We start from the raw sequence: 23,839 nt of genomic DNA, 5'->3' as shown, positions 1-23,839 counted from the left end.
ATGTGCTGCCAAGCACAGGCTATGCGGTCGGCGGTTCCGCCCGACGGCTTCCGGACGACTTGAGTTCGGCAGCCCGCTGCTCGGTGGCCCGGCGCTCGGCCTCACGTCGGACCGGGCGTCGAATGAGCTGGTACGCCTGCTGGGTCGCGACCTGCTTGAACAGACGGTTGACGTCGGCGTCGTCGAAGTAGCGGACCATCAGGGCGTCGTTGGACGCCGCCTGGTCGATGACGATCCGGTCAAGGTCCTTCTCCAGTTCCCCGCCGAAGACGTCCTGGTCCTGGTGCATGGCGATGGCCCGGAGTTCGGGGTCCTCGCTGACGGCGACAACGAGCTGCCCGAGCAGGATCTGGTCGGTGGTGGACAGCCCGGTCCCGTACTCCTCGTTGACGGACTGGATCACCTCGGCCAGCGACATCTCCTCCGCCTCGGCCACCGCTCCGGCCGCCTCGGGTACCAGGCCAGGCAGTACCTGCGCGCCCGCCGCCTCCAGGCGCAGCTCTGGGGTGCCCGTCTGGGCGATGCGCATGTGACTCGGGGCGGCCGTCCCTATGTCGGCGCCCGCGCTGCGGGCGGGCGCGGGCAGGCGGCGCAGCAGGAAGCGTCCGTACTGGTAGAGCCGTTCCAGTTCGAGGTTCTCGAATCCGATGACGTGGGAGAGCCAGCCGTACGCCTTGGTGTAGGAGTCCAGGGCGCGGCGGAACTCGGAGGCGGTCTCCGGTTCGGTGGCGCTGAGGGCGTTGAAGCGGTCTAGAGCCGGCTGCAGGTAGCCATAGAGGCGGGCGTGGGCCTTCATGATGGCGGTGTCGGTGGCCGAGCCCCCCTGGAAGGCTGCGAAGTACGCGGTGACGAAAGCGTCCATCTCGGCTTCCACCAGCAGCTGGTAGGCCATCACCTCGCGTTCGCGGTCGAACAGCAGGTTGGGGTCGGTAGGCTCGCTGACCGACGCCTCGTAGTACTGCTGGAAAGCCTGCTCGATGTCCTCGGGCCGGTTGGCGAAGTCGAGGATGAACAGGTCCTCGGTGGTCTTCAGCCGGTGGGTGCGGTTGAGCCGGGAAAGCGTCTGCACCGCGGCCAGCTTCACCAGGACCTTGTCCACGTACATGGTGGTCAGCAGCGGCTGGTCGAAGCCGGTCTGGTACTTCTCGGCGACAACGAGGATGCGGTACTCGGGCTTGGGGACGGACGGCGGGTTCGGGTCGTCCGTGCGGGTGTAGCCGAAGCGCGCCGGCAGTTCGCGTTCGGGGAAACCGTTGAGCTTGGCCTCGGTGTACTCGATCCCGTCGAGGGTCAGCGCCCCAGAGAACGCGACCAAGGTGCCGCAGTCGGTGAAGCCCCGCTGGTCGATGTAGGCCCGCATGGCCTGGTACAGCCGTACGGCGTGGTCACGGCCGGAGGTGACCACCATCGCCTTGGCCCGGCCGCCGAGGCGCGGGCTGGAGTGCAACCGGAAGTGGTCGACGATGATCTTCGCCCGGGAGGCCATCGACGCCTCCGACATCAGCGCGGCCCGCACCAGCCGCGAGCGCGCCTTACGCGGGTCCACCTGCTGCTCCGCCTCCTCGGCGGCAGCTTCCTGGAGCTTGAAGTACGTGGCGTAGGTGATGTAGTTGCCGAGCACGTCGAGGATGAAGCCCTCTTCGATGGCCTGCCGCATCGAGTAAACGTGGAACGGTCCCTTCTCCTGCTCCCCCGAGCCGGGATTGGCGTAGGGCGTGCCGAAGAGGTCGATCGTCTTCGCTTTGGGGGTGGCCGTGAACGCGAAGAAGGACAGGTTCGGCTGCTTGCCGCGCGCCAGGGCCGCGGCCGTCAGCGGGTCGCCGTCCTCGTCCACCGCGTCCGAGCCGAGACGTCCCAGCGCCTTCTTAAGGGCCGCCGCGCTCTCGCCACCCTGCGAGGAGTGCGCCTCGTCGATGATCACCGCGTAGCGCTGGCCGCCCAGCCCGGCAACCTTGTCCAGGACGAAGGGGAACTTCTGCACCGTGGTGATCACGATCCGGGCCGTCGGCCCGGTCAGCGCGTCCGCGAGCTGCTGGGAGTTCTCGTCGATCCGCACGACCACGCCGGCCTTGTGGTCGAACTGGTAGATGGTGTCCTGGAGCTGCTTGTCCAGCACCCGCCGGTCGGTGATGACAATGACCTTGTCGAAGACCAGCTTGTTCGCCCCCAGACCGGAGGCAAGCGCGGCAGGCGCGATCTGACCGGGGTCGTGGGAGGTGTGCAGGCTGGACAGGTGGTGCGCGAGCCAGGCGATGGTGTTGGACTTGCCCGAGCCGGCGGAGTGCTGGATCAGGTAGTTCTCCCCCGCCCCGTGGCGGGCCGCGTGTGCGATGAGCTTGCGCACTGCGTCCCACTGGTGGAACCGCGGGAAGATCAACGGCTGCGTGTGCGCGCTACCCGGCTTGTGGGACGGCGCCCGGCCGGCCTTCGCGGCAGCGTCCTCGACGTGCAGGAACCGCTGCAGCAGCTCCAGCCAGTTGTCCCGAGCCCACACCTCGTCGAAGAGGTAGGACGTGGGGTACTTCCCATCCGTCGAGGCCGGGACGTTGCCCGCGCCACCGATCTGGCCAGGGCCACCAGAGCCGGTGTTGAAGGGGAGAAAGCGGGTGGCATCGCCAGCCAGGCGGGTCGTCAGGAAAGCCAGCGTCGGATCGACCGCGAAGTGGACCAGGCTGCGCTTGGCGAAGAACAGCTCATTCGGGTCGCGGTCGCGGCGGTACTGCCGCTTGGCGTCCTCTACTGTCTGGCCGGTCAGTCCGTTCTTCAACTCCACTGAGGCGACCGGCAGTCCATTGAGGAAGAAGGCCATGTCAAGGCTGTCGGCCGGACGCGCGTCAGAGTAGTGGAACTGGCGCACGAAGGTGAGCCGGTTGGCGTCGTACTCGTCCAAGGCGTCGGCGGCGAGGGTGTGCGCGGGACGGAAGTACGCAAGCTGGACCTTCACGTTGCGGTCATTCACGCCGCGACGCAGCACGTCCAGCAGGCCGCGGGAGTCGATCTCCCGCGCCACCCGCTTGGCGAACCGGCCGACGGCCTGCTCTTCGTCCTCGCCATAGGCGGCCTGGAGCGCCAGCCACGCGTCGTTCTGCGACGCACCGAGGAACGCGGCCAGCTCGGAGGTGTCGATACCGAGCGTGGGGTTGTAGGTGTTCGACAGCCCGCGCTGCCAGCCGCTGCGCAGCAGCGCCGCTTCCACGGCGTCTTCAAATGCCTTCTCGGTGTATACGCGGGCGTCGTTCATCTGAAATCCCCCTCAGAGGTCGCGGTCGTGCGCGGGGCGGGCGGTGGTGACGTCGAGCTGACCGGTGACGGCAGCGGTGATCAGTGCTTGGCGCCGGTCGGCGAGGAGCGCGAGCTGCCTAGCACGTGCATCCCTTTCGCTTTCGATAGCAACGATCTGATGCTGAATCTCGTCAGCCACAACTTTCTGCCTCCGAAGTTCAGGAATCGGAACTTTCAAATCCCTCAGGTCGGGAAGGGAGAGCTGGGTCTTTGTGCCGCCATACTGGCTCCCCAGAAGAGAATCCTGAACTGCTGGAGATGAGAGCAGGTATGCCAACCATTTTCCAGAAACAAACCGGGATGGGCGAAGTAGACACACATGTTGGCTGACGTTCGCGCCCACGATTTCCTGATTCGCAAGACACACCCATCCGGTGTTCGCGCCAGTAATGCCAACGAGAACATCGTCAAGATGGACTGCGGATCGAGTGGACTCCGCCAATGCGGATGCAGGGGGCTCGACGTATGTGACCGCAGTCAATTTCGGCTCTGTGGAATCCCGCCGGAGGTTGGCACTCCGAAAGAACAGGTTTCCCTCGTTACTGGCGTACTCGCCCCATCCGCGGGGACCGCTAGTCACCAGACTAAGGAAGTAGCCCAACCTCGCTACCTGCACTTCGGGGTCCCACACTGAAGAAAGCACTGCCCGCCGGCGACTAGAAAGCAGCTTGTCCTGGGATTTCATCAATTCCATCAGGCGGTCGATGCGGGCGGTCTCTCCGTCGAGGAAATCGGCGATGCGACGCTGTTCATCGATTGTCGGCAGCCAAATCCGGTACTCGCCCATCAATTCCCATGACGTCCGCGGCATCTTCGTGCCGTACGCAGTGGTGCTGGCCCAGTCCACCCATGGCTGCGATAGGCTGGAATAAAATAGGAATCTGGGGTTAATCCTGCGACCGGGACGCAGCACGAGGAGTTCGCCAGTTCCCGTAGCTTCCCTGCGGGGCAGGTAGGACTTGGCCAGGTAAGGGCGGAGTTTGCTGAATAGGACATCGCCGTCGCGGTGGATGACAGCGTCTTCTGCCGCCTTGAGTGGAAGGTCAACGACGAGCGCACGGCCGGTCCTGCTTTCGAGATTTTCAAGGCCGAGGAATGGGCGAGGCTCACCGTCCGATTTCTCAACCGGGTTAGTGACGATCATCTTGAGGCGAACATTCACCGGGCCACCTCTGCCAGCAGGACCTGAATCTGCTCTTCCAGCGCCTTTAGCTCCGCATCGATTTCCGACAGCGGCCTCGGCGGCGTGTAAGCGTAGAAGTGGCGGGTGAAGGGGATCTCATACCCCACCTTGAACCGCTCCATCTCCTTCGTCTTCAGGTTGCGGGTCTCCGCAATCCAGGCATCCGGGACATGGGGCAACACCTCGCGGGCGAGGTATTCGTCGATATCCTCGCCAAGCGGTACGTTCTCGTTGTCACGCAGGTCGGGGTCAAGTTCGGGTTTGCCCTTGGTGAGCTGGACCTCGCCGTCCGGATCGGTCACGCCCACGGCGTCACGGAGGGCCTTCTGGAACGGAGTAACGGAGGGCCACAGCACGCCCCCGTTCACCATTGCCGTCCGCAGGGCATCCCACGCCTCTGCCTTGGTGGACCACCGCGATCCGAGTAGCGGCTTGAGCGCGGCAAGCAGCAGCTCGACCGGTGCGTCCCCGCCGACCGCCTTCTTCACAGCGATCGACGCGCCGAGCTGAGCGAGGCTGTCCTCGGTCAGCTCGAAACGGAGCTTGAGCGGCCGGTCTACGGTGATCCGCTGGTAGCCGAATTCCCGGTTGGCGAGGACCTTCACCCGCGCGTGATCCGGATGGGTCTCGTCGCCAACGATGCTCAACACATCGCGGTAGATCGTACAGATGTGACCGATCTGGCCCCGTGTGATCTTCTTACGCTTCTCGCCTAGGGACTTGTCCATCGGGGCGCACTGATCGCGAGCGTCGAGCAGGATCACACGTCCCTTGCGGTCGGCCGCCTTGCGGTTGGTGACGATCCAGAAGTACGTGGAGATGCCGGTGTTGTAGAAGAGCTGGTCCGGGAGGGCGACGATCGCCTCCAGGTAGTCGTGCTCAATGATCCACCTGCGGATCTCGGACTCGCCTGACCCCGCGCCGCCGGAGAACAGCGGGGAACCGTTGAAGACGATGGCCAGGCGGGTGCCACCGGCCTCGTCGCCTGCTGCGTCCTTCTTAAGCGGCTGCATCTTGCTCATCATGTGCTGCAGGAACAGCAGCGAGCCGTCGTTGATCCGCGGCAGGCCGGCTCCGAAGCGGCCGTCGAATCCGCGGTCCTCGTGCTCCTGGCGTACGACCTTCTCGACCTTCTTCCACTCCACGCCGAAGGGCGGGTTGGCGAGCATGAAGTTGAAGGTCTCGCCGTCGTGGCCGTCCTGGCTGAAGGAGTTGCCGAAGCGGATGTTCTTGGCCGTGTGGCCCTTCAGAAGCATGTCGGAGCGGCAGATCGCGTACGACTCGGCGTTCAGCTCCTGTCCGAACAGGTTGACACGCACGCGCGGGTTCAGCTTGCGGATGTGCTCTTCAGCTGCCGAGAGCATGCCGCCGGTGCCGCAGGCCGGGTCGAGGATCTTGACGACCTGGCCCTCTCCGTTCAGCCGGTCGTCGTCCGGGGCGAGCAGCAGCTCGACCATCAGCTCGATGACCTCGCGCGGGGTGAAGTGCTCACCGGCAGTCTCGTTGGAGGCATCGGCGAACTTGCGGATCAGCTCTTCGAAGACGTAGCCCATATCGTGGTTGTCCACGGCTTTGAAGCTCAGATCCAGGCCGGCGAACTTCCGCACCACCTGGTAGAGCAGGTCGGCGTTGTCCAGGCGGTCGATCTGGAGGTGGAACTCGTAGCGGTTGATGATCTCGGTGGCCTCCGAGGAGAATCCCCGGATGTAGTCCTTGAGGTTCTTCGCCACGTTGGCCGCGTCGCTGCTGATCGTGTCGAAGGTCTGCTCGGACAGGTTGTAGAACTTGAGCTTGGACGCTGCCAGCAGCAGTCCGTCCTTGTTCTCTCCGGTGTAGGAGGCCGCCCGGTCCCACACCGCCTGGCGGGTCGGGGCCATGACGCAGTCCAGTCGGCGCAGCACCGTCAGCGGCAGGATGACCTTTCCGTACTCGGAGCGCTTGTAGTCACCGCGCAGGAGGTCGGCCACCGACCAGATGAAGTCGGCCAGTTCCTGGTTCTTGCTCAACGTGTCCTGTCCTCTCGCCCCACTGCGGCGTCTTCGTCGGTCGTCGTGCTTTGGTGCTTGGCGTTGCCGCCGTTACGGGTCGGCGGCGGATCGAGTGCGCCGCCGGTGAGGCCGTCGCGGGCGAGCCGCGCAGCCCGGTCGCCCATGCCGGCGAGTTCGGTGAGTTCGCGCTCGAACGCGCCCAACGAGCGAAAGGCGTCGCCGTAGCGGCGCTGCCGCTCAACGTCCATGCGGGGCAGGCGCGCCGCCTGCAACTCCGCTCGGAACGTACCCGAAGAGGACGTGCTACGACGGACGTTCGCCGCGCTGCTGGCGAATCCACGCACGTAGTCGGGGTCCAGCTGGTCGCTGACGGAGGTGAGCTCGTTACCGTCCAGGCTGACCAGGCCGGCGGCCAGCAGGTCGCTCACCACCACCGGGACGCCATCGTCCAGGGCATCGGCCCGGCCACGTGGTGGCAGCTCGGGAAGCAGCGCCCGAAGGCGGCGCAGGCGCGTGTCCAGATCCTCACGCAGCTTGGCGTACTCCACCGCGTAGTCGGGTTCCGGCTCGCGTACGTAGCGGCTGGGAGTGAGGTCCACCTCGTTGTCCAGCAGATCGATCAGCTGCACCTCCGCCTCCTGGTGCGGCTGCGGGGCCCACGGTCCGTCCGGGCTGTTGGCGCTGAGATCCACCATGCGTACGGTCCCTGCCGCCCGCCCAGGGTTGGAGGGACGGCTCAGCAGCCACAGGTGTAGCGGAAGTGCATGACTAGCGGCGAGGCCGGGGGGTAGAGCCACCACTGCGGTGACGCAGCCGCGACGCACCAACTCCGCACGGATTCTGCGACCGGAGCGGCGATGGGCAACCGATGCCGGCAGGAGCACCACGGCTCGCCCGCCGGGTGCCGTGTGGTGGTAGCAATGCTGAAGCCAGGCGAGTTCGCTCTCCCCACGCGAGGGCACACCCGCCTCCCAGCGCGGATCGACGAGCAACTGCTCACGGCCCCAGTCGGCCACGGCGGTCGGCGGCTCGCACACGACCAGGTCTGCGCGGAGATCGGGGAACGCGTCAGCCCGCAACGAGTCGCCTGCCACGACCTGAACCGGCGCCGCCTTCCCAGTGGCGGCCAAGGCCGCACGAACCTGGGCTACGCGTGCCGCATCCACCTGTGTGTCCTGCCCCAGCCTGCTCTGGACCGCACCGCCGCCCACCGCAACGAGGAGCGAGCCGATGCCGCACGCCGGGTCAAAGACGATGCCTGAGGTCTCACCAGCGAATTCACGGACCGCGCGAGCCAGCCGCAGTGTCGAGGCCCCGTCCAACGCGGCGCGCGCGGTGGACTCCAACAGCCGGGCGACCAGAGCGTCCATCACCTCGGTGGGCATCCGGTCGGCAACCAGCCCGTCCACCGCCGCTCGGACGGCCTGGTCGACGAGCTCTTCCGCATCACCCCAGAGATACTCCCCGACCGCAGCCAGGGCCCGCGCCATGTCCTCGCCGTAGGCGCCGCGCAGCGCCTGCCAGAGCCGGACCTCCGCGCTGACCTCTCGCCCGTCGCGCTGCCCGTCCAGCCACTGCCGTACCTCAGCGAGCGAGAACAGGGGGCTCGCCGAGGTGCCACCTACGGGCGCGGGGAAGTCCGAACGACGCCTGCGCCAGTTGGACACCGCGGCACGCGTCACGCCTGCCAACCGTGCGATCTCCGCAGCGGTCGCCGTGGCATCGGGCGCCTCGTTTCCTCCGGTCATGACGCGACCGTACACCGCTCACGCTTGAATTTCCAAGTTACATTCAGTTGACGGTGTTAACCGGCTGCTGTTCACTGGGCATCACGTGCCAAGGATTCCGACACCGCACAGCGCCAGGCGCACCGGAGGAGAACCGGGCGTAAGCACGGAGTCACGCGGATCGAGGAGAACGGAACGACCCCGCGGCACCGACCTCCGGCACCTCGACGCGAAGGAGCATGAAATGGCCGGCAAGGAGAAGAGCAGCACCGGCACCCGTAAGTCCACACTGCACCGACTCACCGTTCCCGACGGTGGCGAGGTAGAACTCCGCACCCTTGTGCGCCCCCACTATCTAGACAGACCCGGCTACCAAGTCCGCGAGTTCGCCCGGGAGGACGTCACCGGGCTGCTGGTGAACGGGGGAATCCCCCGAGACCGCGCCGACTGGTGCCCGGCCGTGGAGCGGATCACCGGCCTGGAGGTCAACGAACGGAATCATTCCGCTGCGGGCCTGGTGCTCATGCGCACCGAGCGCGGCCTGTACGCCCTGAGTTACGGGGTCGGCCAGCACATGCTGGACCCGTACTACCGTGACGATGAGTTCGGCCTGGAGTTCGCCACCCGCTGCCTCGACGAGGACGGCATCATCAAAGTGCGCAATCAGATCATGGACGGACGAGGGCGCGTCGACGAGTACTCCGTCGCCCGGGGAGAGCGTATCGACGGCTTCGGACTCGACCGGTTCGGCGCAGTCGTCCGCCGCATGTGTGGAACGGTCAGCGGCATCCCGTTGACCTCACTGCCCGCCGGTAGCTCCAAGCATGTTCGAGTCGAGTGTTCCGAGTCGACCATCAAGCTGCCGCTGGCCACCACCCCGGAGGAATTCCTCAACGACCTGCGCGCGATAGAGGAGGTCTGCTCACGCCCGGATCCGCTGCCCGAACTGGGCTTCGTCGATCGGCTCCGTACGCTGGACAAGCGCAGCCGCAAGGCGGTGGACGCCCAAGCAGTCCTTGAGCGCATGCTCGCCCACCCTACTCACCCGCGGCTCACGCTGGGAGTTCCGGAGAGCTGCCAGGAGGGCTTCGGCTCCGCCCAAGCATTCCGGATCAGCTCGGGTAGCCGCAGCATCGACGTCACCGACCTGGACCTTCCGGTCCTCCTCGGCTTCGTCTCGGACAAGACCGAGGGAGAGCGCCTCAAAGCGCTCGGCCAAGTCCGGGTCGTCATGTTCAGCGACGACGACTTGAAAACGCCGGCCAGCGCCGCGACCACCGGCAAAGAGTGGCTCATCGCGGACGTCCCTGTAGAAACAGTGCGGTACTTCTACGGCCACGGAAAGTGGTACGAGGTGGGAGCCGGATTCCTCGAGACGCTGGAGGAAGAGCTCCGGGAACTGCTCGGCAAGTCGGCCAGCGTCCAACTGCCCGCCTGGCCAAAGGGAGCACCGAACGCCAAGGGGCGGGACTCTCACGATGAGGACTGGTACAACAAGCAGGCGGCAGCCCAGGCGGGCTACCTCCTCTTCGACAAGAAGAACATCGTCACGGACAAGTTCAACGGTGGCGGCCTGGAGGTCTGCGATGTCCTCGGCCCGGACAACCAGCTGATCTGCGTCAAGAAGGCCACTAGCAGCAACGGCACCGCACCGCTGAACCACCTCTTCGCCCAGGCGGTCACCGCCGTCGAAACCCTGCGCAGCGACAAAGCCATCCGCAGCGCCTTCTTGGGGCAGGTTGCGGACCGTACTCCCGAGCACCGTCTCCTGAGCGACTTCGGCACGCTGAAGGTCGTGCTCGCCATCCTCCTCAAGGACGGAAAGGAGATCACTGTCAACTCCCTCTTCGCCTTCGCCCAGGTCTCCCTCCTCCAGTCGGCACGTCGCTTGCGCGCGATGAACGCAGAGGTCGAGGTCGTCGCTATCCGACGCTGAGCCCGCACTGCTCCAGGGTGCTTCAGCGACTGCAGACAACAAGAGCGGGCTGGAACCTCCCTAGCGAAGGGTCAACAGCGGCGATGCGCGCGCAGCCGCGCCGTTGACTGGTGCGCTGACAGGCATATCGAGCGACGGCATCCCAGGTCGCTCCAGTCCGCGCTGGCCGCTCTCCCACCCAGGCACGCCATCACACAAAGTCACATCTACACACGGATGCTTGCCGAAATCGGCCAGCCACACCCCAAGCCGTCCGGCGCTGGCCTGTACTGGCGAGAGGCGCGAAGAACACCGTTCAAGACGGCCCAAGTAGCGGCTACACATTACTAATGGACCGTCAGCCATGGCGCTGGATGTGCGTCATTCGTGCGTCAAGACACTGAGCGATCCAGCGAGGCCTCAACCATGCCCCCTCCTTGGCTACCCAAAACCGCAGGTCAGGGGGCTGCAGCCGTAAACATAGGTTTCCACCTGTTGTCCGTCGGAAAACAGGTGGAGGCACCTACGTAGACGAATAACCCCAGGTCAGCGGCCCTTTTCGGCGGGCTCAAGGATCGCGACGCACTCCACGTGGTGCGTCATCGGGAAGAGGTCGAAGACCCGGAGGGTGCGGACGCGGTAGCCCGCGTCCTTGAAGTAGCCCAGGTCGCGGGCCAGGGCTGCCGGGTCGCAGGCGACGTAGGCGATGCGGCGGGCCGAGAGGCTCGCGATGTGGCGGACCGTCTGCTTGCCCGCGCCCGCGCGGGGCGGGTCCAGGACGACCAGGTCGCACTCGGTGATGCCGGTGCGCGGGAGGGCGGTGTCGACCTTGCCCTGTTCGATGCGGACCCGGGGGAAGTCCGCCAGGTTGTGGCGGGCGTCCTCCACCGCGCGCTTGCCCGACTCGATGCCGAGGACCGCGCCGGTCTCGCCGAGGCGCTCCGCGAGGGCGCCCGCGAAGATGCCCACGCCGCAGTAGAGGTCGAGGGCCATCTCGCCCTTGCGCGGCATCAGGCCCTGCATGACGGCCTTGATCAGGGTGTCGGCGGCCTGCGGGTGGACCTGCCAGAAGCCGCCCATGCCGACGCGGTACGTGCGGCCGTCGGCGCGCTCGCGGACGAAGGGGCGGCCGTGGACGCGGTGCACCCCGCCGTCCTTCTCCTCGACGCGGAGGACGGAGACCGGCTTGTCGAGCTCCACCAGGGGGAGGCGGCCGCCCGGGCGGGGGGTGAGGACGACCTGGCGGTCCTGGGAGCCGGTCGCGGCGATCGCCTCGACGGTGGCCATCTGGGGCCAGTCCTGCTTCTCGATCCCGAGTTCGGAGACCCCGGGCGCCGCGATCATGCAGTGGTCGACGGGCTCGATGTCGTGCGAGCGGTGCTTGCGCAGGCCCGCCCGGCCCGTCTCGTCGATGGCGTACTGGACGCGGGTGCGCCACTGCGGGACCTGCCCGGCCGGGAGCTTGTCGCCCTCCGCCGGCATGACGGTGCCGTCCCAGCCGGCCTCCTCCGGGGTGAGCCCGGCGAGCCGCTTGAGCTGCTCGGCGACCACCTCGCCCTTGAGCCGGCGCTGGGCGCCCGGCTTGGCGTGCTGCCAGTCGCAGCCGCCGCACTTGCCGGGGCCGGCGTACGGGCAGGGGGCCTCGACGCGGTCCTTGGAGGCGGTCAGGACGGTGATCGCGTCGGCGCGCAGGAAGCGGGAGTCCGACTCGCCCTCGGTGACGCGCGCGATGACCTTCTCGCCCGGCAGGGTGTGGCGGACGAACAGGACGCGGCCGTCCGAGGTGCGGGCGATGCAGTGGCCGCCGTGTGCGACGGGGCCGACCTCGACCTCGTACTCCTCCCCGACCAGTGACTGCTTCTCGTTCTGCTCGGTCATGGTGGGGAGGCTCCAAGGATCAAGGGGAGGAAGGGGGGAAGGAAAAACAAGAACGGCCGGAGGACCGACCCACCAGTTTACGTGGGTCTCCTCCGGCCGTTCACCACCAGGATTACTTGCCCGCCGCGTCCTTCTGGCGGGGCCTCGGCGTGTCGACGGGGCCGCGGCGCACCGCGCCCGGAGCGTTCCAGTCCTGGCGCTTCTTCGCCCGCCGCTTGGCGAGCTCCGAGGACTCCAGCTGGTAGGGCACCGAGGTGACCATCACGCCGGGCGTGAACAGCAGCCGGCCCTTGAGGCGCAGCGCGCTCTGGTTGTGCAGGAGGTGCTCGTACCAGCGTCCGACGACGTACTCGGGGATGTAGACGCTGACCGCGTCGCGCGGGTTCTCGCTGCGCAGCCCCTTGACGTACTCGACCACCGGACGGGTGATCTCGCGGTAGGGCGAGTCGAGGATCTTCAGCGGGACGTTGATCCCGCGGCGTTCCCACTCGGCCCGCAGGGCCTTGGTCTCGGCCGGGTCGACGCTGATGCTGAGCGCCTCCAGCCGGTCCGAGCGGGTCAGCTTGGCGAAGGCCAGGGCGCGCAGGGTCGGCTTGTGGACCTTGGAGACCAGGACGATCGAGTGGACCCGGGAGGGGCGCACGCTGTCGTCGGTGGGGCCGTCGTCAGCGGCGATCTCGTGGGCGACGCGGTCGTAGTGCTTGCGGATCGCGGTCATGGTGCCGTAGAAGATCAGCATGCCGAGCAGGGCCACCCAGGCACCGTGCGTGAACTTGGTGGCGAGGACGACGACCAGCACCATGCCGGTGAAGAACGCGCCGAAGGTGTTGATCGCCCGCGAGCGGAACATCCGGCGGCGGGCCGCCTGGTCGCGCTCGGTCTTCAGGTGGCGGTTCCAGTGCCGGACCATGCCGATCTGGCTCAGCGTGAAGGAGACGAACACGCCGACGATGTAGAGCTGGATCAGCTTGGTGGAGTCGGCGTCGTAGATCCACACCAGCAGTATGGCCGCGCCCGCGAGCAGCACGATGCCGTTGGAGAACGCGAGCCGGTCGCCGCGGGTGTGCAGCTGGCGCGGCAGGTAGCGGTCCTGGGCGAGGATCGAGCCGAGCAGCGGGAAGCCGTTGTAGGCGGTGTTCGCGGCCAGGAACAGCACGAGGGCGGTGGCGGCGGCGAGCAGGATGAACAGGAAGCTGCCGTTGCCGAAGACGGCCTCGGCGACCTGGGAGATCACCGGGTGCTGGACGTACCCGTCACCGACCGGTACGCCGTTCTCCAGCAGGTTGGTGGAGGGCGACTCGGCCATCCTCACGTCGGTGGCCATGGCCAGGCCGATGATCCCGCAGAACATGGTGACGGCCAGGGCGCCCATGAGGGCGAGGGTGCTGGCCGCGTTCTTGCTCTTGGGCTTGCGGAAGGCCGGTACGCCGTTGCTGATGGCCTCGACGCCGGTCAGGGCGGCACAGCCGGAGGAGAACGCGCGCAGCAGCAGGAAGACCAGCGCGAAGCCGGCCAGCCCCTGGTGTTCGGCCTTGATCTCCAGGTGGGCGGTCGGGGCCTCCATCGTGTCGCCCATCACGAGGCCGCGCCAGGCGCCCCACGCGATCATGACGAACACGGCGCCGACGAACACGTACGTCGGGATGGCGAAGAGCTTCCCGGATTCCTTCACCCCGCGCAGATTCATCAGCGTGAGCAGCAGAATCATGACGATCGCCGAGAGCACCTTGTGCTCGATGACGAAATCGACGGCGGAGCCGAGATTCTCGACGCCGGAGGAAATGGAGACGGCGACGGTGAGGACGTAGTCGACGAGCAGGGCGCTCGCGACGGTCAGGCCGGCCTGGGGTCCGAGGTTGGTGTTGGCCACCTCGTAGTCGCCGCCGCCGCTGGGGTAGGCGTGGACGTTCTGCCGGTAGGAGGCGACCACCGTGAACATCAGCACGACGACCGCGAGCGCGATCCAGGGGCTGAAGTGGTACGCCGACACACCCGCGATGGACAGGACCAGCAGTACCTCGCCGGGGGCATATGCCACCGAGGAGAGTGGGTCGGATGCGAACACAGGAAGGGCGATCCGCTTGGGGAGGAGCGTTTCCCCGAGGCGGTCGCTGCGTAGCGCCCGGCCGATCAGGATCCGTTTGGGCACGTCGGTCAGTTTGGACACGCAGAGGATCGTAAGCGTTCGAAATGTGGCTGACGAACCCCCTGCCCCCGATCCGCACCAATGCGCCTCCAATGAAGCACCTGGCGGACCCCAAATGGTCACACCGGTGACCGCCCGTGTGTAGCTTGGGCCATGGTCTGAGACCCTGATTAGCCAGAGCATGCAATGAGGCTGGATACCAGCGAGCAGCTGTCAGCCGGAAGGACGGCCGTGCACATCGTCATTATGGGCTGCGGAAGGGTGGGCTCCGCCCTCGCGCAGACCTTGGAACAGCAGGGGCATACGGTCGCCGTGGTCGACCAGGACCCCACCGCATTCCGCCGGCTCGGGGCCTCGTTCGGCGGCCGCCGCGTCACCGGTGTCGGCTTCGACCAGGACACGCTGCGGGAGGCCGGGATCGAGGAGGCGGGCGCCTTCGCCGCCGTCAGCAGTGGTGACAATTCCAACATCATCGCAGCCCGCGTGGCCCGCGAGATGTTCGGCGTGGAGAACGTCGCCGCCCGCATCTACGACCCCAAGCGCGCCGAGGTCTACCAGCGTCTCGGCATCCCCACCGTCGCGACCGTGCGGTGGACCGCCGACCAGATGCTGCGCCGGCTGCTCCCCTCGGGCGCCGAGCCGCTGTGGCGCGACCCGAGCGGCGGGGTGCAGCTCGCGGAGGTGCACACCTCGGCGGCCTGGATCGGCCACAAGGTCAGCAAACTGCAGGAGGAGACCGGCGTCCGTGTCGCGTTCCTCACCCGCCTGGGCGAGGCCATGCTGCCGACTTCGCAGACCGTCCTCCAGGAGGGCGACCTCGTCCACGTGATGATGCGCACGGACGAGATCGACAAGGTCGAGGCGGCCTTCGCCGAGGGCCCCGAGGAGGCACACGCATGAGGGTCGCGATCGCCGGAGCCGGGGCCGTGGGCCGCTCCATCGCGGGCGAGCTGCTGGAGAACGGCCACGAGGTGCTCCTCGTGGACAAGGCGCCGACCGCCATCTCGGTGGAGCGGGTGCCGCAGGCGGAGTGGCTGCTGGCCGACGCCTGCGAGATCACCTCGCTCGACGAGGCGGCGCTCCAGCGCTGCAACGTGGTCATCGCCGCGACGGGCGACGACAAGGTCAACCTGGTCGTCTCCCTGCTCGCGAAGACCGAGTACGGGGTCCCGCGCGTGGTGGCGCGCGTGAACAACCCGAAGAACGAGTGGCTCTTCAACGAGTCCTGGGGCGTCGACGTGGCCGTGTCCACGCCGCGCCTGATGTCGGCCCTGGTCGAGGAGGCCGTCAGCGTCGGCGACCTGGTGCGCCTGCTGCGCTTCAGCCACGGCGACGCCAACCTCGTGGAGCTGACCCTGCCGGCCGACTCCTCGGTCGCGGGCACCCAGATCAGCGAGATCGCCTGGCCGGAGGACACCTCCCTGGTCACGATCATCCGCGGCAACCGGGTGCTCACCCCGCACGGCGAGGAGACGCTGGAGCCGGGTGACGAGCTCCTCTTCGTGGCCGCCCAGGCCCGCGAGGAGCAGCTGGAGGACCTCCTCCAGGCGCGCCACCCGTAGCACCGGCGACGAGTACGACGAAGGGGCGGGGCGACCACACCGGTCGCCCCGCCCCTTTCGCATGCCGCCTCCGTGCTAAGGCCCGTCCTCAGGCCCGTCCTCAGGCCCGCTTGTGCCGGCCCGACTGCCCGGACGGCTGCCCGGACTGCGCCGCCTTGGCGGCCTTCGCGGCCTCCTTCGCCGCCTCGTGCTCGGCCTCCTCGGCCTCGTACTCGGCGATCACGTCGATCGGCGGCGGCGCCTTCGCCAGGAAGACCCAGGTGAAGTACACGGCCAGCACCATCGGCGGGAGCTTGAGCGCGATCAGCACCCAGCCCAGCTGCGTCTCGTCACCCCACCAGTACAGCGGGAAGAGGATCGCGTACTTCGCCAGGAAGATGAGCCCCCAGGCCAGGCTGGCCTTGACGTACGCCTTCTTGCGCCCCGGGTTGCGGGTGCGCCAGGAGAGGTTCTCCTTGAACACCGGCCCCAGGATCACCCCCAGCAGCGGGAACCCCACCAGCGCCGAGAGCGTGAAGGCCAGGCCCAGGCAGACCCCGTAGATCATGCCCGGCAGGTAGAAGCCCTTGGCGCTGCCCGTGAAGAGGGCGAAGGCCACGCCGACGCCGACGCCGAAGACGCCGCTGAAGGCGTGCTTCACGGTGTCCTTGCGCGCCAGCCGGACCACGACCAGCAGCACCGCGACGACGCCCGCCGCGATGGCGGACATCTTCACGTCCTTGTTGATCGTGTAGATCATCACGAAGAGCAGGCCGGGGAGCATCGTCTCCACGGTGCCGCGGATGCCGCCGAAGGCGTCGAACAGCGCCGCCTGCGTGACCGCGCTCTGGTCGTCGGCGGGCGCGGCGCCCGGCTCCGGCGTGGTCGGTTTGTCGAGTGACGTCACCGGTCAGTGCTCCTGTCCGAGTGGGCGGAGTTCGTACTTCGGGTTGAAGAGCACCCGACGGCCGTGGCTCATCGAGATGCGTCCCGAAGCGATCATGCGCCGCCCGGGTTCGATTCCCACGATCGAGCGACGCCCGAGCCAGACCACGTCCAGCGCGGCCGAGCCGTCGAACAGCTCCGCCTCCAGGGCGGGCACGCCCGCCCGCGGCCGGAGGGTGACGGTCCGCAGCGTGCCGGTCACCTTCACTATCTGACGGTCGTGGCAGTCGCAGATCCGCGTGCACCCCGCGGCTTCTGCGTCCTCCTGCAGCTCCGCCGAATGCAGCTCCTCCTGGGAGGTGGACAGCCGCTCTATCATCCGGCGGAACCGGCCCGCCGGCCTGGCCGGTTTCGCGGGCTTCTCGGGACGCGGTTCAGCACTCATACAGGAAGCGTACCGGCGCCCCCGCCGCCTTCCGAAGCCCCTGCTACTTCTCGAAGCGGTACCCCATGCCGGGTTCGGTGATGAAGTGCCGGGGGTGCGAGGGGTCCGCCTCCAGCTTGCGGCGCAGCTGGGCCATGTAGACCCTCAGGTAGTTGGTCTCGGTCCCGTAGGAGGGCCCCCAGACCTCCTGGAGCAGCTGTTTCTGGCTGACCAGCTTCCCGCCGTTGCGCACGAGCACCTCCAGCAGGTGCCACTCGGTGGGGGTGAGGCGTACGTCGCGCCCCTCGCGCACCGCCTTCTTGGCGGCGAGGTCCACCGTGAAGCCCTCGGTCGAGACGACCACCTCGTCGTCGCCGGTGCCGGTGGCCGGCTCGGCCCGGCGGACGGCGGCGCGCAGCCTGGCCAGCAGCTCGTCCATGCCGAAGGGCTTGGTGACGTAGTCGTCGGCGCCCGCGTCGAGGGCCTCGACCTTCTCGTCGGAGCTGTGCCGGGCGGAGAGCACCAGGATCGGCACCCGCGTCCAGCCGCGCAGCCCCCTGATGACCTCGACCCCGTCCATGTCGGGCAGGCCGAGGTCGAGGACGACCACGTCGGGGTGGCGGGCGGCCGCGAGTTCCAGGGCTCCCGCCCCGTCGGCCGCCGCGTCGACCTCGTACTTGCGCGCCTTGAGGTTGATCACGAGGGCTCGGACGATCTGCGGCTCGTCGTCCACCACGAGCACCCGGGTCATCGGGGACCTGCTTTCTGTCGTCCGGGGAGGTCCCCGGTTCCGTTCGGTTCCCGGCGCGGGGCCCGCGCCGGTTCGACGCCGCCGGGCCCGTGCCCGGTTGCGGCGGGTTCCGGCGGGCCGCCGCGGGCGGCCGCGCGCAGGGTGAGCACCATGGTCAGCCCGCCGCCGGGGGTGTCCTCGGCGGCGAGGGTGCCGTCCATGGCCTCGGCGAAGCCCCTGGCCACCGCGAGCCCCAGGCCCACGCCCGCGCCGCGCGGGGCGTCCCCGTGCCGCTGGAACGGGGCGAATATCCGGTCCTTGGCCTCGTCCGGGACCCCGGGGCCGCGGTCGACGACGCGCACCTCGACCCGGTCTCCGAGGAAGCTTGCCGCGACCAGGACCCGCTCTCCGGCGGGGCTGTACTTGACGGCGTTCTCCACCACGTTGGCCACGGACCGCTCCAGCAGCCCCGGGTCCACCGCCACCATCGGCAGGGTCTCCGGCACGTCGAGCAGCACGCTGTCCTCCGGTACGCCGCCCAGCGCCATCGGGACCACCTCGTCGAGGTCGATCTCCCGGATCAGCGGGGTCACGGTGCCGGTCTGGAGCCGGGACATGTCCAGCAGGTTGCCCACCAGGTGGTCGAGCCGGTCGGCGCCCTCCTCGATCCCGGCCAGCAGCTCGGCCCGGTCCTCCTCGGACCACTCCACGTCGTCGGAGCGCAGGGAGCTGACGGAGGCCTTGATGGAGGCCAGGGGGGTACGCAGGTCATGGCTGACGGCGGCCAGCAGGGCGGTCCGGATCCGGTTGCCCTCGGCCAGCCGGCGCGCCTCCTCGGCCTCCCCCACGAGCCGCTGGCGGTCCAGTACCACGGCGGCCTGGGCGGCGAAGGCGCCGAGCACCCGGCGGTCCTCGGCGGGCAGCACCCGCCCGGACAGGGCCAGGGCCATGTGGTCGCCGACCGGCATGTCGACGTCGGCCTCCTCGGGCCGGTCCGCCGGGCGGGGCCCGACGCTGCCGGCCGGGGTCCAGGGCTCCGTCTCGCCGGCCCGCTCCAGCAGGGCCACCGACTCCATCCCGAAGGTCTCGCGCACCCGCTCCAGCAGCGCGTCCAGGGCGGTCTCGCCGCGCAGCACGCTCCCGGCCAGGGTGGACAGCACCTCGGACTCGGCCCGCAGCCGGGCGGCCTGGTGGGTGCGCCGGGCGGCGAGGTCGACCACCGAGGCGACGGAGACGGCGACGCCGAAGAACACGGCGATGGCCATGATGTTCCTGGGGTCGGAGACGGTGAACCGGTGCAGCGGCGGGGCGAAGAAGTAGTTCAGCAGCAGCGAGCCGAAGGCCGCCGAGGCCAGCGCCGGCCAGAGCCCGCCCAGCAGCGCGGCCGCGACCGTCAGCGCCAGGAACAGCAGCATGTCGTTGGCGAGGCCGGGATCGGCGTCGATGTGGGTCAGCAGCAGGCACAGCAGGGCCGGGAAGACCACGCCGACCACCCAGCCGGCCACGATCCGGGGCCGGCCGAGCCGGGCCGCCGAGCGGACCACGGGCAGCCCGCGCCCCCGGGCCACCTCCTCGTGGGTGACGATGTGCACGTCCAGGTCGGGCCCGGAGTCGCGGGCGACGGTGGCGCCCACCCCGGGCCCCAGCACGTACTGCCAGGCCTTGCGGCGGCTGGAGCCCAGCACGACCTGGGTGGCGTCGACCCCGCGGGCGAAGGCGAGCAGGGCCTCGGGGACGTTGTCGCCGATCACATGGTGAAACGTTCCTCCGAGGTCCTCGACCAGGGTCCGCTGCACCGCGAGCTCCTTGGGCGAGGCCGAGGTCAGCCCGTCGCTGCGGGCGATGTAGACGGCGAGGACCTCGCTGCCGGAGCCCTTGGCCGCCATCCGGGCGGCCCTGCGGATCAGCGTGCGGCCCTCGGGCCCGCCGGTGAGGCCCACCACGATCCGTTCGCGGGCCTGCCAGGCCGAGCGGATGTCGTGCTCGCCCCGGTACTGCCGGAGGTACTCGTCGGCCCGGTCGGCGACCCACAGCAGGGCCAGCTCGCGCAGCGCGGTCAGGTTGCCGGGCCGGAAGTAGTTCGAGAGGGCCGCGTCGACCTTGTCCGGCTGGTAGATGTTGCCGTGCGCCATGCGCCGGCGCAGGGCCTGCGGGGACATGTCGACCAGCTCGATCTGGTCGGCCCGCCGCACCACCTCGTCCGGCACGGTCTCGCGCTGCCGCACCCCGGTGATCTTCTCCACCACGTCCCCGAGGGACTCCAGGTGCTGGATGTTGACGGTGGTCACCACGTCGATCCCGGCGCGCAGCAGCTCCTCCACGTCCTGCCAGCGCTTCGCGTTGCGCGAGCCGGGGACGTTCGTGTGCGCGAGCTCGTCCACCAGGGCCACGGCGGGGCGCCGGGCGAGCACGGCGTCCACGTCCATCTCGGTGAAGGCGGCCCCCCGGTACGAGAGCTCCCGCCTGGGCACCTGTTCGAGCCCGTGCAGCATCACCTCGGTGCGCGGCCGCCCGTGGTGCTCGACGAAGCCGACGACGCAGTCGGTGCCCCGCTCCACCCTGCGGTGGCCTTCCGAGAGCATGGCGTACGTCTTGCCCACACCGGGTGCCGCGCCGAGATGGATCCTTAGCCTGCCGCGTCCCATGCGCTCATTCTCGGGGACGTTCCCGCTGTTCACGCACCGGAAGGGCATCCACCGGACATCCCTGACGCATCCCTGACGCACCGGCCCGCGCCCCGGACGCGCGAAGGCCCGCGTGGTCCGTCCCCCCGGCCGGGGGGACGGACCACGCGGGCCTGAGGAAGCCCTGGGGCCGCGGTCAGCGGACCTCGGTGATCTCCGGGCCGCGCTCCAGCTGGCCCATGCCGCCGGAGAAGCGCGAGCCCTCCTGCTCCTCGGCCGTCTGCACGCCGTCCGGCACCATCTGGGCGTCGTTCGGCAGCTTCAGGACGATCGGGTCGCGCGGGGCCATCGGGCCGTCGCCGCGGACGACGACGGTCTCCCGGAAGATCTGCTCCAGCACGCCGGCCGACTCGGGGCGCACCGCGCCCTGGCCGGAGATGACGCCGCGCAGGAACCAGCGCGGGCCGTCGACGCCGACGAAGCGGACCAGCTGGGCGCCGGTCTGGCCGTCGGGCAGCGGTACGGGGACCTGCGCGCGCAGCTCCCAGCCCAGCGGGCCGTCGACCTCGTCGATGATGCCGCCCTGCTGGGTGATGCCCGCGGCGATCTCGTCGCGGACCTCGCCCCAGATGCCCTCCTTCTTGGGGGCGGCGAAGGCCTGCAGCTGCACGGCGCTGTCGTTCAGGACGACCGTGGCGGCCACGATCGCGTCACCCGCGACCTCGACGCGCAGCTCCATGCCCTCGACGCCGGGCACGAGGATGCCGCCCAGGTCGACCCGGCCGTCGGCCGGGTTGCCGAGCACCTCGGAGACGTCCCACGGCCCGTCGGGCCGCGGGGCGGGGGGCAGGTTGAGCCGGCGGGGCGCGGCGGAGTCGTCGCCGGCCTGCTCGTCGGCAGCCACGCCGTTCACGACCTGCTCGGCCGCGCCGCCGTCATTGGCGGAGTCGTTCTTCTTGCGACGTCCGAACACGTCACTGTCCTTCCCGGTCGGATACGACCGAAGCGTAGCCATTCCCACCCTGCTGCTGACCAGCCCCGGATCCGGCCACGGCCGCATGACCGCCGGTGGAGCCGAACCCCCCGTCGGCCCGGGCCGAGCCGGGAAGCTCCGCCACCTCGTGGAAGCGCACCTTCTCGACCCGCTGGACAACCAGCTGGGCAATGCGGTCGAATCGCTCGAACCGGACGCTCTCGCGCGGGTCGAGATTGACCACGATCACCTTGATCTCCCCACGGTACCCGGCATCCACCGTCCCCGGGGCATTCACGAGCGCGAGCCCGCAGCGGGCAGCCAGGCCCGAGCGCGGGTGCACGAAGGCCGCGTACCCGTCGGGGAGGGCGATGGAGACGCCGGTGGGCAGCACGGTCCGCTCCCCGGGCTCCAGCTCTGCGGCCACGGTGGTCACCAGGTCGCAGCCGGCGTCGCCGGGGTGACCGTAGGCGGGGATGGGCACCTCGGGGTCGACGCGCCGGATCAGCACGTCGACGGGAGCATGGTTGTTCTGGGACATCAGGGGTTCACCTCGAAGGCGCGTGCGCGCCTGACCTGGTCCGGGTCGGACATCGCCGCCCGGATCTCCTCGGGCCGACCGTTGTCGATGAAATGGTCGACCTTCACCTCGATGAAGAGCGCGTCCGCGCGGACGGCGACGGGGCCGTCCGGGCCCCCCGTCCGGCCCACGGCGGTGGAGTAGATCTTCCGGCCGGCGACGGCGGTGACCTCGGCCTCCAGGTACAGCACGGTGCCCACGGGCACGGGCCGTACGAAGTCGGTCTCCAGCCGGCCGGTCACCGCGATGACCCGCAGCAGCCAGTTCAGGGAGCCCAGCGTCTCGTCGAGCGCGGTGGCGAGGACGCCGCCGTGCGCGAGACCGGGTGCACCCTGGTGCGCGGGCTTGACGGTGAACTCGGCGGTGACGCGCACGCCCTCGCCCGCGCGGGCCTCCAGGTGGAGCCCGTGCGGCTGCCCCCCGCCACATCCGAAACAGTGTTCGTAGTGCGCGCCGAGGAGCTCTCCGGGCGCCGGGGCATCGGGGTGCCTGACCGGTGCGGAGGCATCGGCCGGGGGCGTCAACGACGCGTTTCGTCCACTCACAGCCGCTGACCTTACCCGCGCTGCTACCCGCCGGTCGCCCCGTGGGAGGCTAGGTGCCATGCAGCTCTCCCCCGCGCACCACGACGAACGCCTCTCCGCCCCCCGTTCCTGGTGGGGCATCGCAGCCCTGACGGGTGTGGCCTGCGCGCTGATGCTGCTGCCGCTCGGCACCCTGCCGCTGCTCGCCGGGCTGGTCGGCGGCGCCGCGCTGACGGGGATGCTGGTGAGCTCGTACGGCTCCGCGCGCGTGCGGGTGGTGAACGGCGCACTCGCGGCCGGCGACGCCCGGATCCCGGTGACGGCCCTGGGCGAGCCCGAGGTGCTGGAGGCGGAGGAGGCGCGCGCCTGGCGCACGTACAAGGCCGACACCCGGGCCTTCATGCTGATGCGCAGCTACGTCCCCACGGCGGTCCGGATCGAGGTCACCGACCCGGCGGACCCGACCCCGTACGTGTACGTCTCCACGCGCGAGCCCCTGGCCCTGGCGGCGGCCGTCCGCGCGGCGAAGACCGCCGCCGCGGAGGCCTGATCCGGCTCCGGCGGCGGGGCTCAGCCCAGCCCGTCGGGGCGGCGCCCCTCGAGAGCGGCCCTGGCGGCCTCGGAAAGGGTCCCTGAGGGCCGTTCCAGGGGCGGGAGGGGCGGCAGGGCGTCCCAGGGCACGGCACGGCTCCGCAGGTCCCTGCGGACCTTCTCGGCGACTTTCCTGGTGTCCCGGCGGTTCATGACCGCTCCGACCGCCGCGCCGATCATGAACGGCATGAGGTTCGGCAGGTTGCGGAACGTCCGCTTCATGATCTGCTGGCGCAGTTCGCGCTTCATCTGCCCGCCGAGGGCCACGTTCAGCGTGGTCGGCTTGGTCAGGTCGATCCCGCGCTCCTCGGTCCAGGAGGTCAGGTAGGCGAAGCTGCGCTCCTTCAGGCCGCCCGGCGGGCGCTGCCCGTAGACCTCGTGGAGCTCGGCGATGAGCTTCAGCTCGATCGCGGCGACCCCGGTGATCTCCGCGGCCAGCTCGGCCGGCATCGCGGGCGGGACCGGCAGCATGGCCGCGGCGCCGATGCCGGCGCCCACGGTCGAGGTGCCGTTGGCGGCCCCGCTGATCAGCTTGTCGGCCAGCTGGTCGGGACCGAGGCCGGGGAACTGCTTCCGCAGGGTCGCGAGGTCCCGCACCGGAACGCGCGGGGCGTTCTCGATGATCACGTCGGCGATGTACAGGGCGGCGGCCTTCGCGCTTTCGCCGCCCTTGCGCACACCGTTCTTGACGGCTTGCATCCGACGCGCCCCGGGCCTGCCCCGGGACTCCTCGTCCGCCACCGCGGCCGGCGGCACCGCCGCTGCGGTGTCGGACGGCACCACGGTCGTCCCGAAGGCCTGGCCGCCGGCGCCCGCGGGGCCCGTTTCCGGGCCCGTGGTCACCGCGC

General features: G+C 69.2%; 18 protein-coding genes. 4 read left to right on the top strand and 14 right to left on the bottom strand.

The window, feature by feature from the left end:
- Positions 1-19: 19 nt before the first annotated feature.
- The 4 genes from ACIPW5_RS07720 to ACIPW5_RS07705 are packed head-to-tail and all read right to left on the bottom strand — an operon-like array spanning position 20 to position 8,201.
- The gene (locus ACIPW5_RS07720; protein ID WP_401241754.1) at positions 20-3,241 is read right to left on the bottom strand and encodes a type I restriction endonuclease subunit R; all 3,222 of its coding nucleotides are present in this window, start codon (positions 3,239-3,241) and stop codon (positions 20-22) included.
- Between the two features lie 12 nt (positions 3,242-3,253).
- The gene (locus ACIPW5_RS07715) at positions 3,254-4,444 is read right to left on the bottom strand and encodes a restriction endonuclease subunit S (RefSeq protein ID WP_401241751.1); all 1,191 of its coding nucleotides are present in this window, start codon (positions 4,442-4,444) and stop codon (positions 3,254-3,256) included.
- Positions 4,441-6,471, bottom strand: a complete 2,031-nt coding sequence (locus ACIPW5_RS07710) for an N-6 DNA methylase (RefSeq protein WP_401241748.1) — start codon at positions 6,469-6,471, stop codon at positions 4,441-4,443. The genes ACIPW5_RS07715 and ACIPW5_RS07710 overlap by 4 nt, the downstream gene beginning before the upstream one ends.
- The gene (locus ACIPW5_RS07705; protein WP_401241745.1) at positions 6,468-8,201 is read right to left on the bottom strand and encodes an N-6 DNA methylase; all 1,734 of its coding nucleotides are present in this window, start codon (positions 8,199-8,201) and stop codon (positions 6,468-6,470) included. Before ACIPW5_RS07705 ends, ACIPW5_RS07710 begins: the two co-directional genes overlap by 4 nt.
- A gap of 223 nt (positions 8,202-8,424) precedes the next feature.
- Here ACIPW5_RS07705 and ACIPW5_RS07700 point away from each other — a divergent pair, with 223 nt between their 5' ends.
- Entirely contained in the window at positions 8,425-10,116 is a 1,692-nt protein-coding gene (locus ACIPW5_RS07700; RefSeq protein ID WP_401241742.1) for a DUF6119 family protein, read from the top strand.
- A gap of 525 nt (positions 10,117-10,641) precedes the next feature.
- On the opposite strand, the gene ACIPW5_RS07695 is transcribed toward ACIPW5_RS07700, so the two are convergent.
- Together ACIPW5_RS07695 and ACIPW5_RS07690 are read right to left on the bottom strand one after the other, a co-directional pair.
- Positions 10,642-11,973 carry a class I SAM-dependent RNA methyltransferase gene (locus ACIPW5_RS07695; RefSeq protein WP_401241740.1) on the bottom strand — a complete coding sequence of 444 codons (1,332 nt, stop codon included), beginning with the start codon at positions 11,971-11,973 and terminating at the stop codon, positions 10,642-10,644.
- Between the two features lie 112 nt (positions 11,974-12,085).
- Positions 12,086-14,140, bottom strand: coding sequence for an APC family permease (locus ACIPW5_RS07690; protein WP_401241737.1), 2,055 nt, complete (start codon positions 14,138-14,140; stop codon positions 12,086-12,088).
- A gap of 210 nt (positions 14,141-14,350) precedes the next feature.
- On the opposite strand from ACIPW5_RS07690, the gene ACIPW5_RS07685 reads away from it, so the two are divergent.
- Both ACIPW5_RS07685 and ACIPW5_RS07680 read left to right on the top strand, forming a co-directional pair.
- Positions 14,351-15,019, top strand: coding sequence for a TrkA family potassium uptake protein (locus tag ACIPW5_RS07685; protein WP_358891940.1), 669 nt, complete (start codon positions 14,351-14,353; stop codon positions 15,017-15,019).
- On the top strand, positions 15,016-15,681 hold the full coding sequence (locus tag ACIPW5_RS07680) for a potassium channel family protein (protein WP_401241734.1): 666 nt from the start codon (positions 15,016-15,018) through the stop codon (positions 15,679-15,681). The genes ACIPW5_RS07685 and ACIPW5_RS07680 overlap by 4 nt, the downstream gene beginning before the upstream one ends.
- A 100-nt stretch (positions 15,682-15,781) precedes the next feature.
- On the opposite strand, the gene ACIPW5_RS07675 is transcribed toward ACIPW5_RS07680, so the two are convergent.
- The 7 genes from ACIPW5_RS07675 to ACIPW5_RS07645 all read right to left on the bottom strand — a co-directional run bounded on the left by ACIPW5_RS07675 (position 15,782) and on the right by ACIPW5_RS07645 (position 22,421).
- Positions 15,782-16,567: a DUF3159 domain-containing protein gene (locus ACIPW5_RS07675; RefSeq protein ID WP_401241731.1), complete on the bottom strand. Its 786-nt coding sequence runs from the start codon at positions 16,565-16,567 to the stop codon at positions 15,782-15,784.
- 3 nt (positions 16,568-16,570) lie between these two features.
- Entirely contained in the window at positions 16,571-16,990 is a 420-nt protein-coding gene (locus ACIPW5_RS07670; protein ID WP_125816976.1) for an OB-fold nucleic acid binding domain-containing protein, read from the bottom strand.
- Positions 16,991-17,033: 43 nt separating this feature from the next.
- A complete protein-coding gene (locus tag ACIPW5_RS07665; protein ID WP_401241728.1) occupies positions 17,034-17,720 on the bottom strand; it encodes a response regulator in 687 nt (228 codons plus the stop codon).
- Positions 17,717-20,344, bottom strand: coding sequence for a DUF4118 domain-containing protein (locus ACIPW5_RS07660; protein WP_401241725.1), 2,628 nt, complete (start codon positions 20,342-20,344; stop codon positions 17,717-17,719). The genes ACIPW5_RS07665 and ACIPW5_RS07660 overlap by 4 nt, the downstream gene beginning before the upstream one ends.
- A gap of 175 nt (positions 20,345-20,519) precedes the next feature.
- Positions 20,520-21,296 carry a DUF3710 domain-containing protein gene (locus ACIPW5_RS07655; RefSeq protein WP_401241722.1) on the bottom strand — a complete coding sequence of 259 codons (777 nt, stop codon included), beginning with the start codon at positions 21,294-21,296 and terminating at the stop codon, positions 20,520-20,522.
- Position 21,297: 1 nt separating this feature from the next.
- Positions 21,298-21,837: a dUTP diphosphatase gene (gene dut / locus ACIPW5_RS07650; protein ID WP_401241719.1), complete on the bottom strand. Its 540-nt coding sequence runs from the start codon at positions 21,835-21,837 to the stop codon at positions 21,298-21,300.
- Entirely contained in the window at positions 21,837-22,421 is a 585-nt protein-coding gene (locus ACIPW5_RS07645) for a PaaI family thioesterase (RefSeq protein ID WP_401241717.1), read from the bottom strand. Before ACIPW5_RS07645 ends, dut begins: the two co-directional genes overlap by 1 nt.
- A gap of 58 nt (positions 22,422-22,479) precedes the next feature.
- Between ACIPW5_RS07645 and ACIPW5_RS07640 the strand changes: the two genes are divergently transcribed.
- A complete protein-coding gene (locus ACIPW5_RS07640) occupies positions 22,480-22,950 on the top strand; it encodes a DUF3093 domain-containing protein (RefSeq protein WP_401241714.1) in 471 nt (156 codons plus the stop codon).
- A 20-nt stretch (positions 22,951-22,970) separates the two neighbouring features.
- Here the strand turns inward: ACIPW5_RS07640 and ACIPW5_RS07635 are convergent, their stop codons facing one another.
- Positions 22,971-23,732, bottom strand: a complete 762-nt coding sequence (locus ACIPW5_RS07635; protein WP_401242235.1) for a hypothetical protein — start codon at positions 23,730-23,732, stop codon at positions 22,971-22,973.
- Positions 23,733-23,839: the final 107 nt, after the last annotated feature.

This window comes from Streptomyces sp. NPDC090077 (genome assembly GCF_044747545.1).
GTDB lineage: Bacteria > Actinomycetota > Actinomycetes > Streptomycetales > Streptomycetaceae > Streptomyces.
This window is presented reverse-complemented; position numbering and strand designations above follow the sequence as displayed.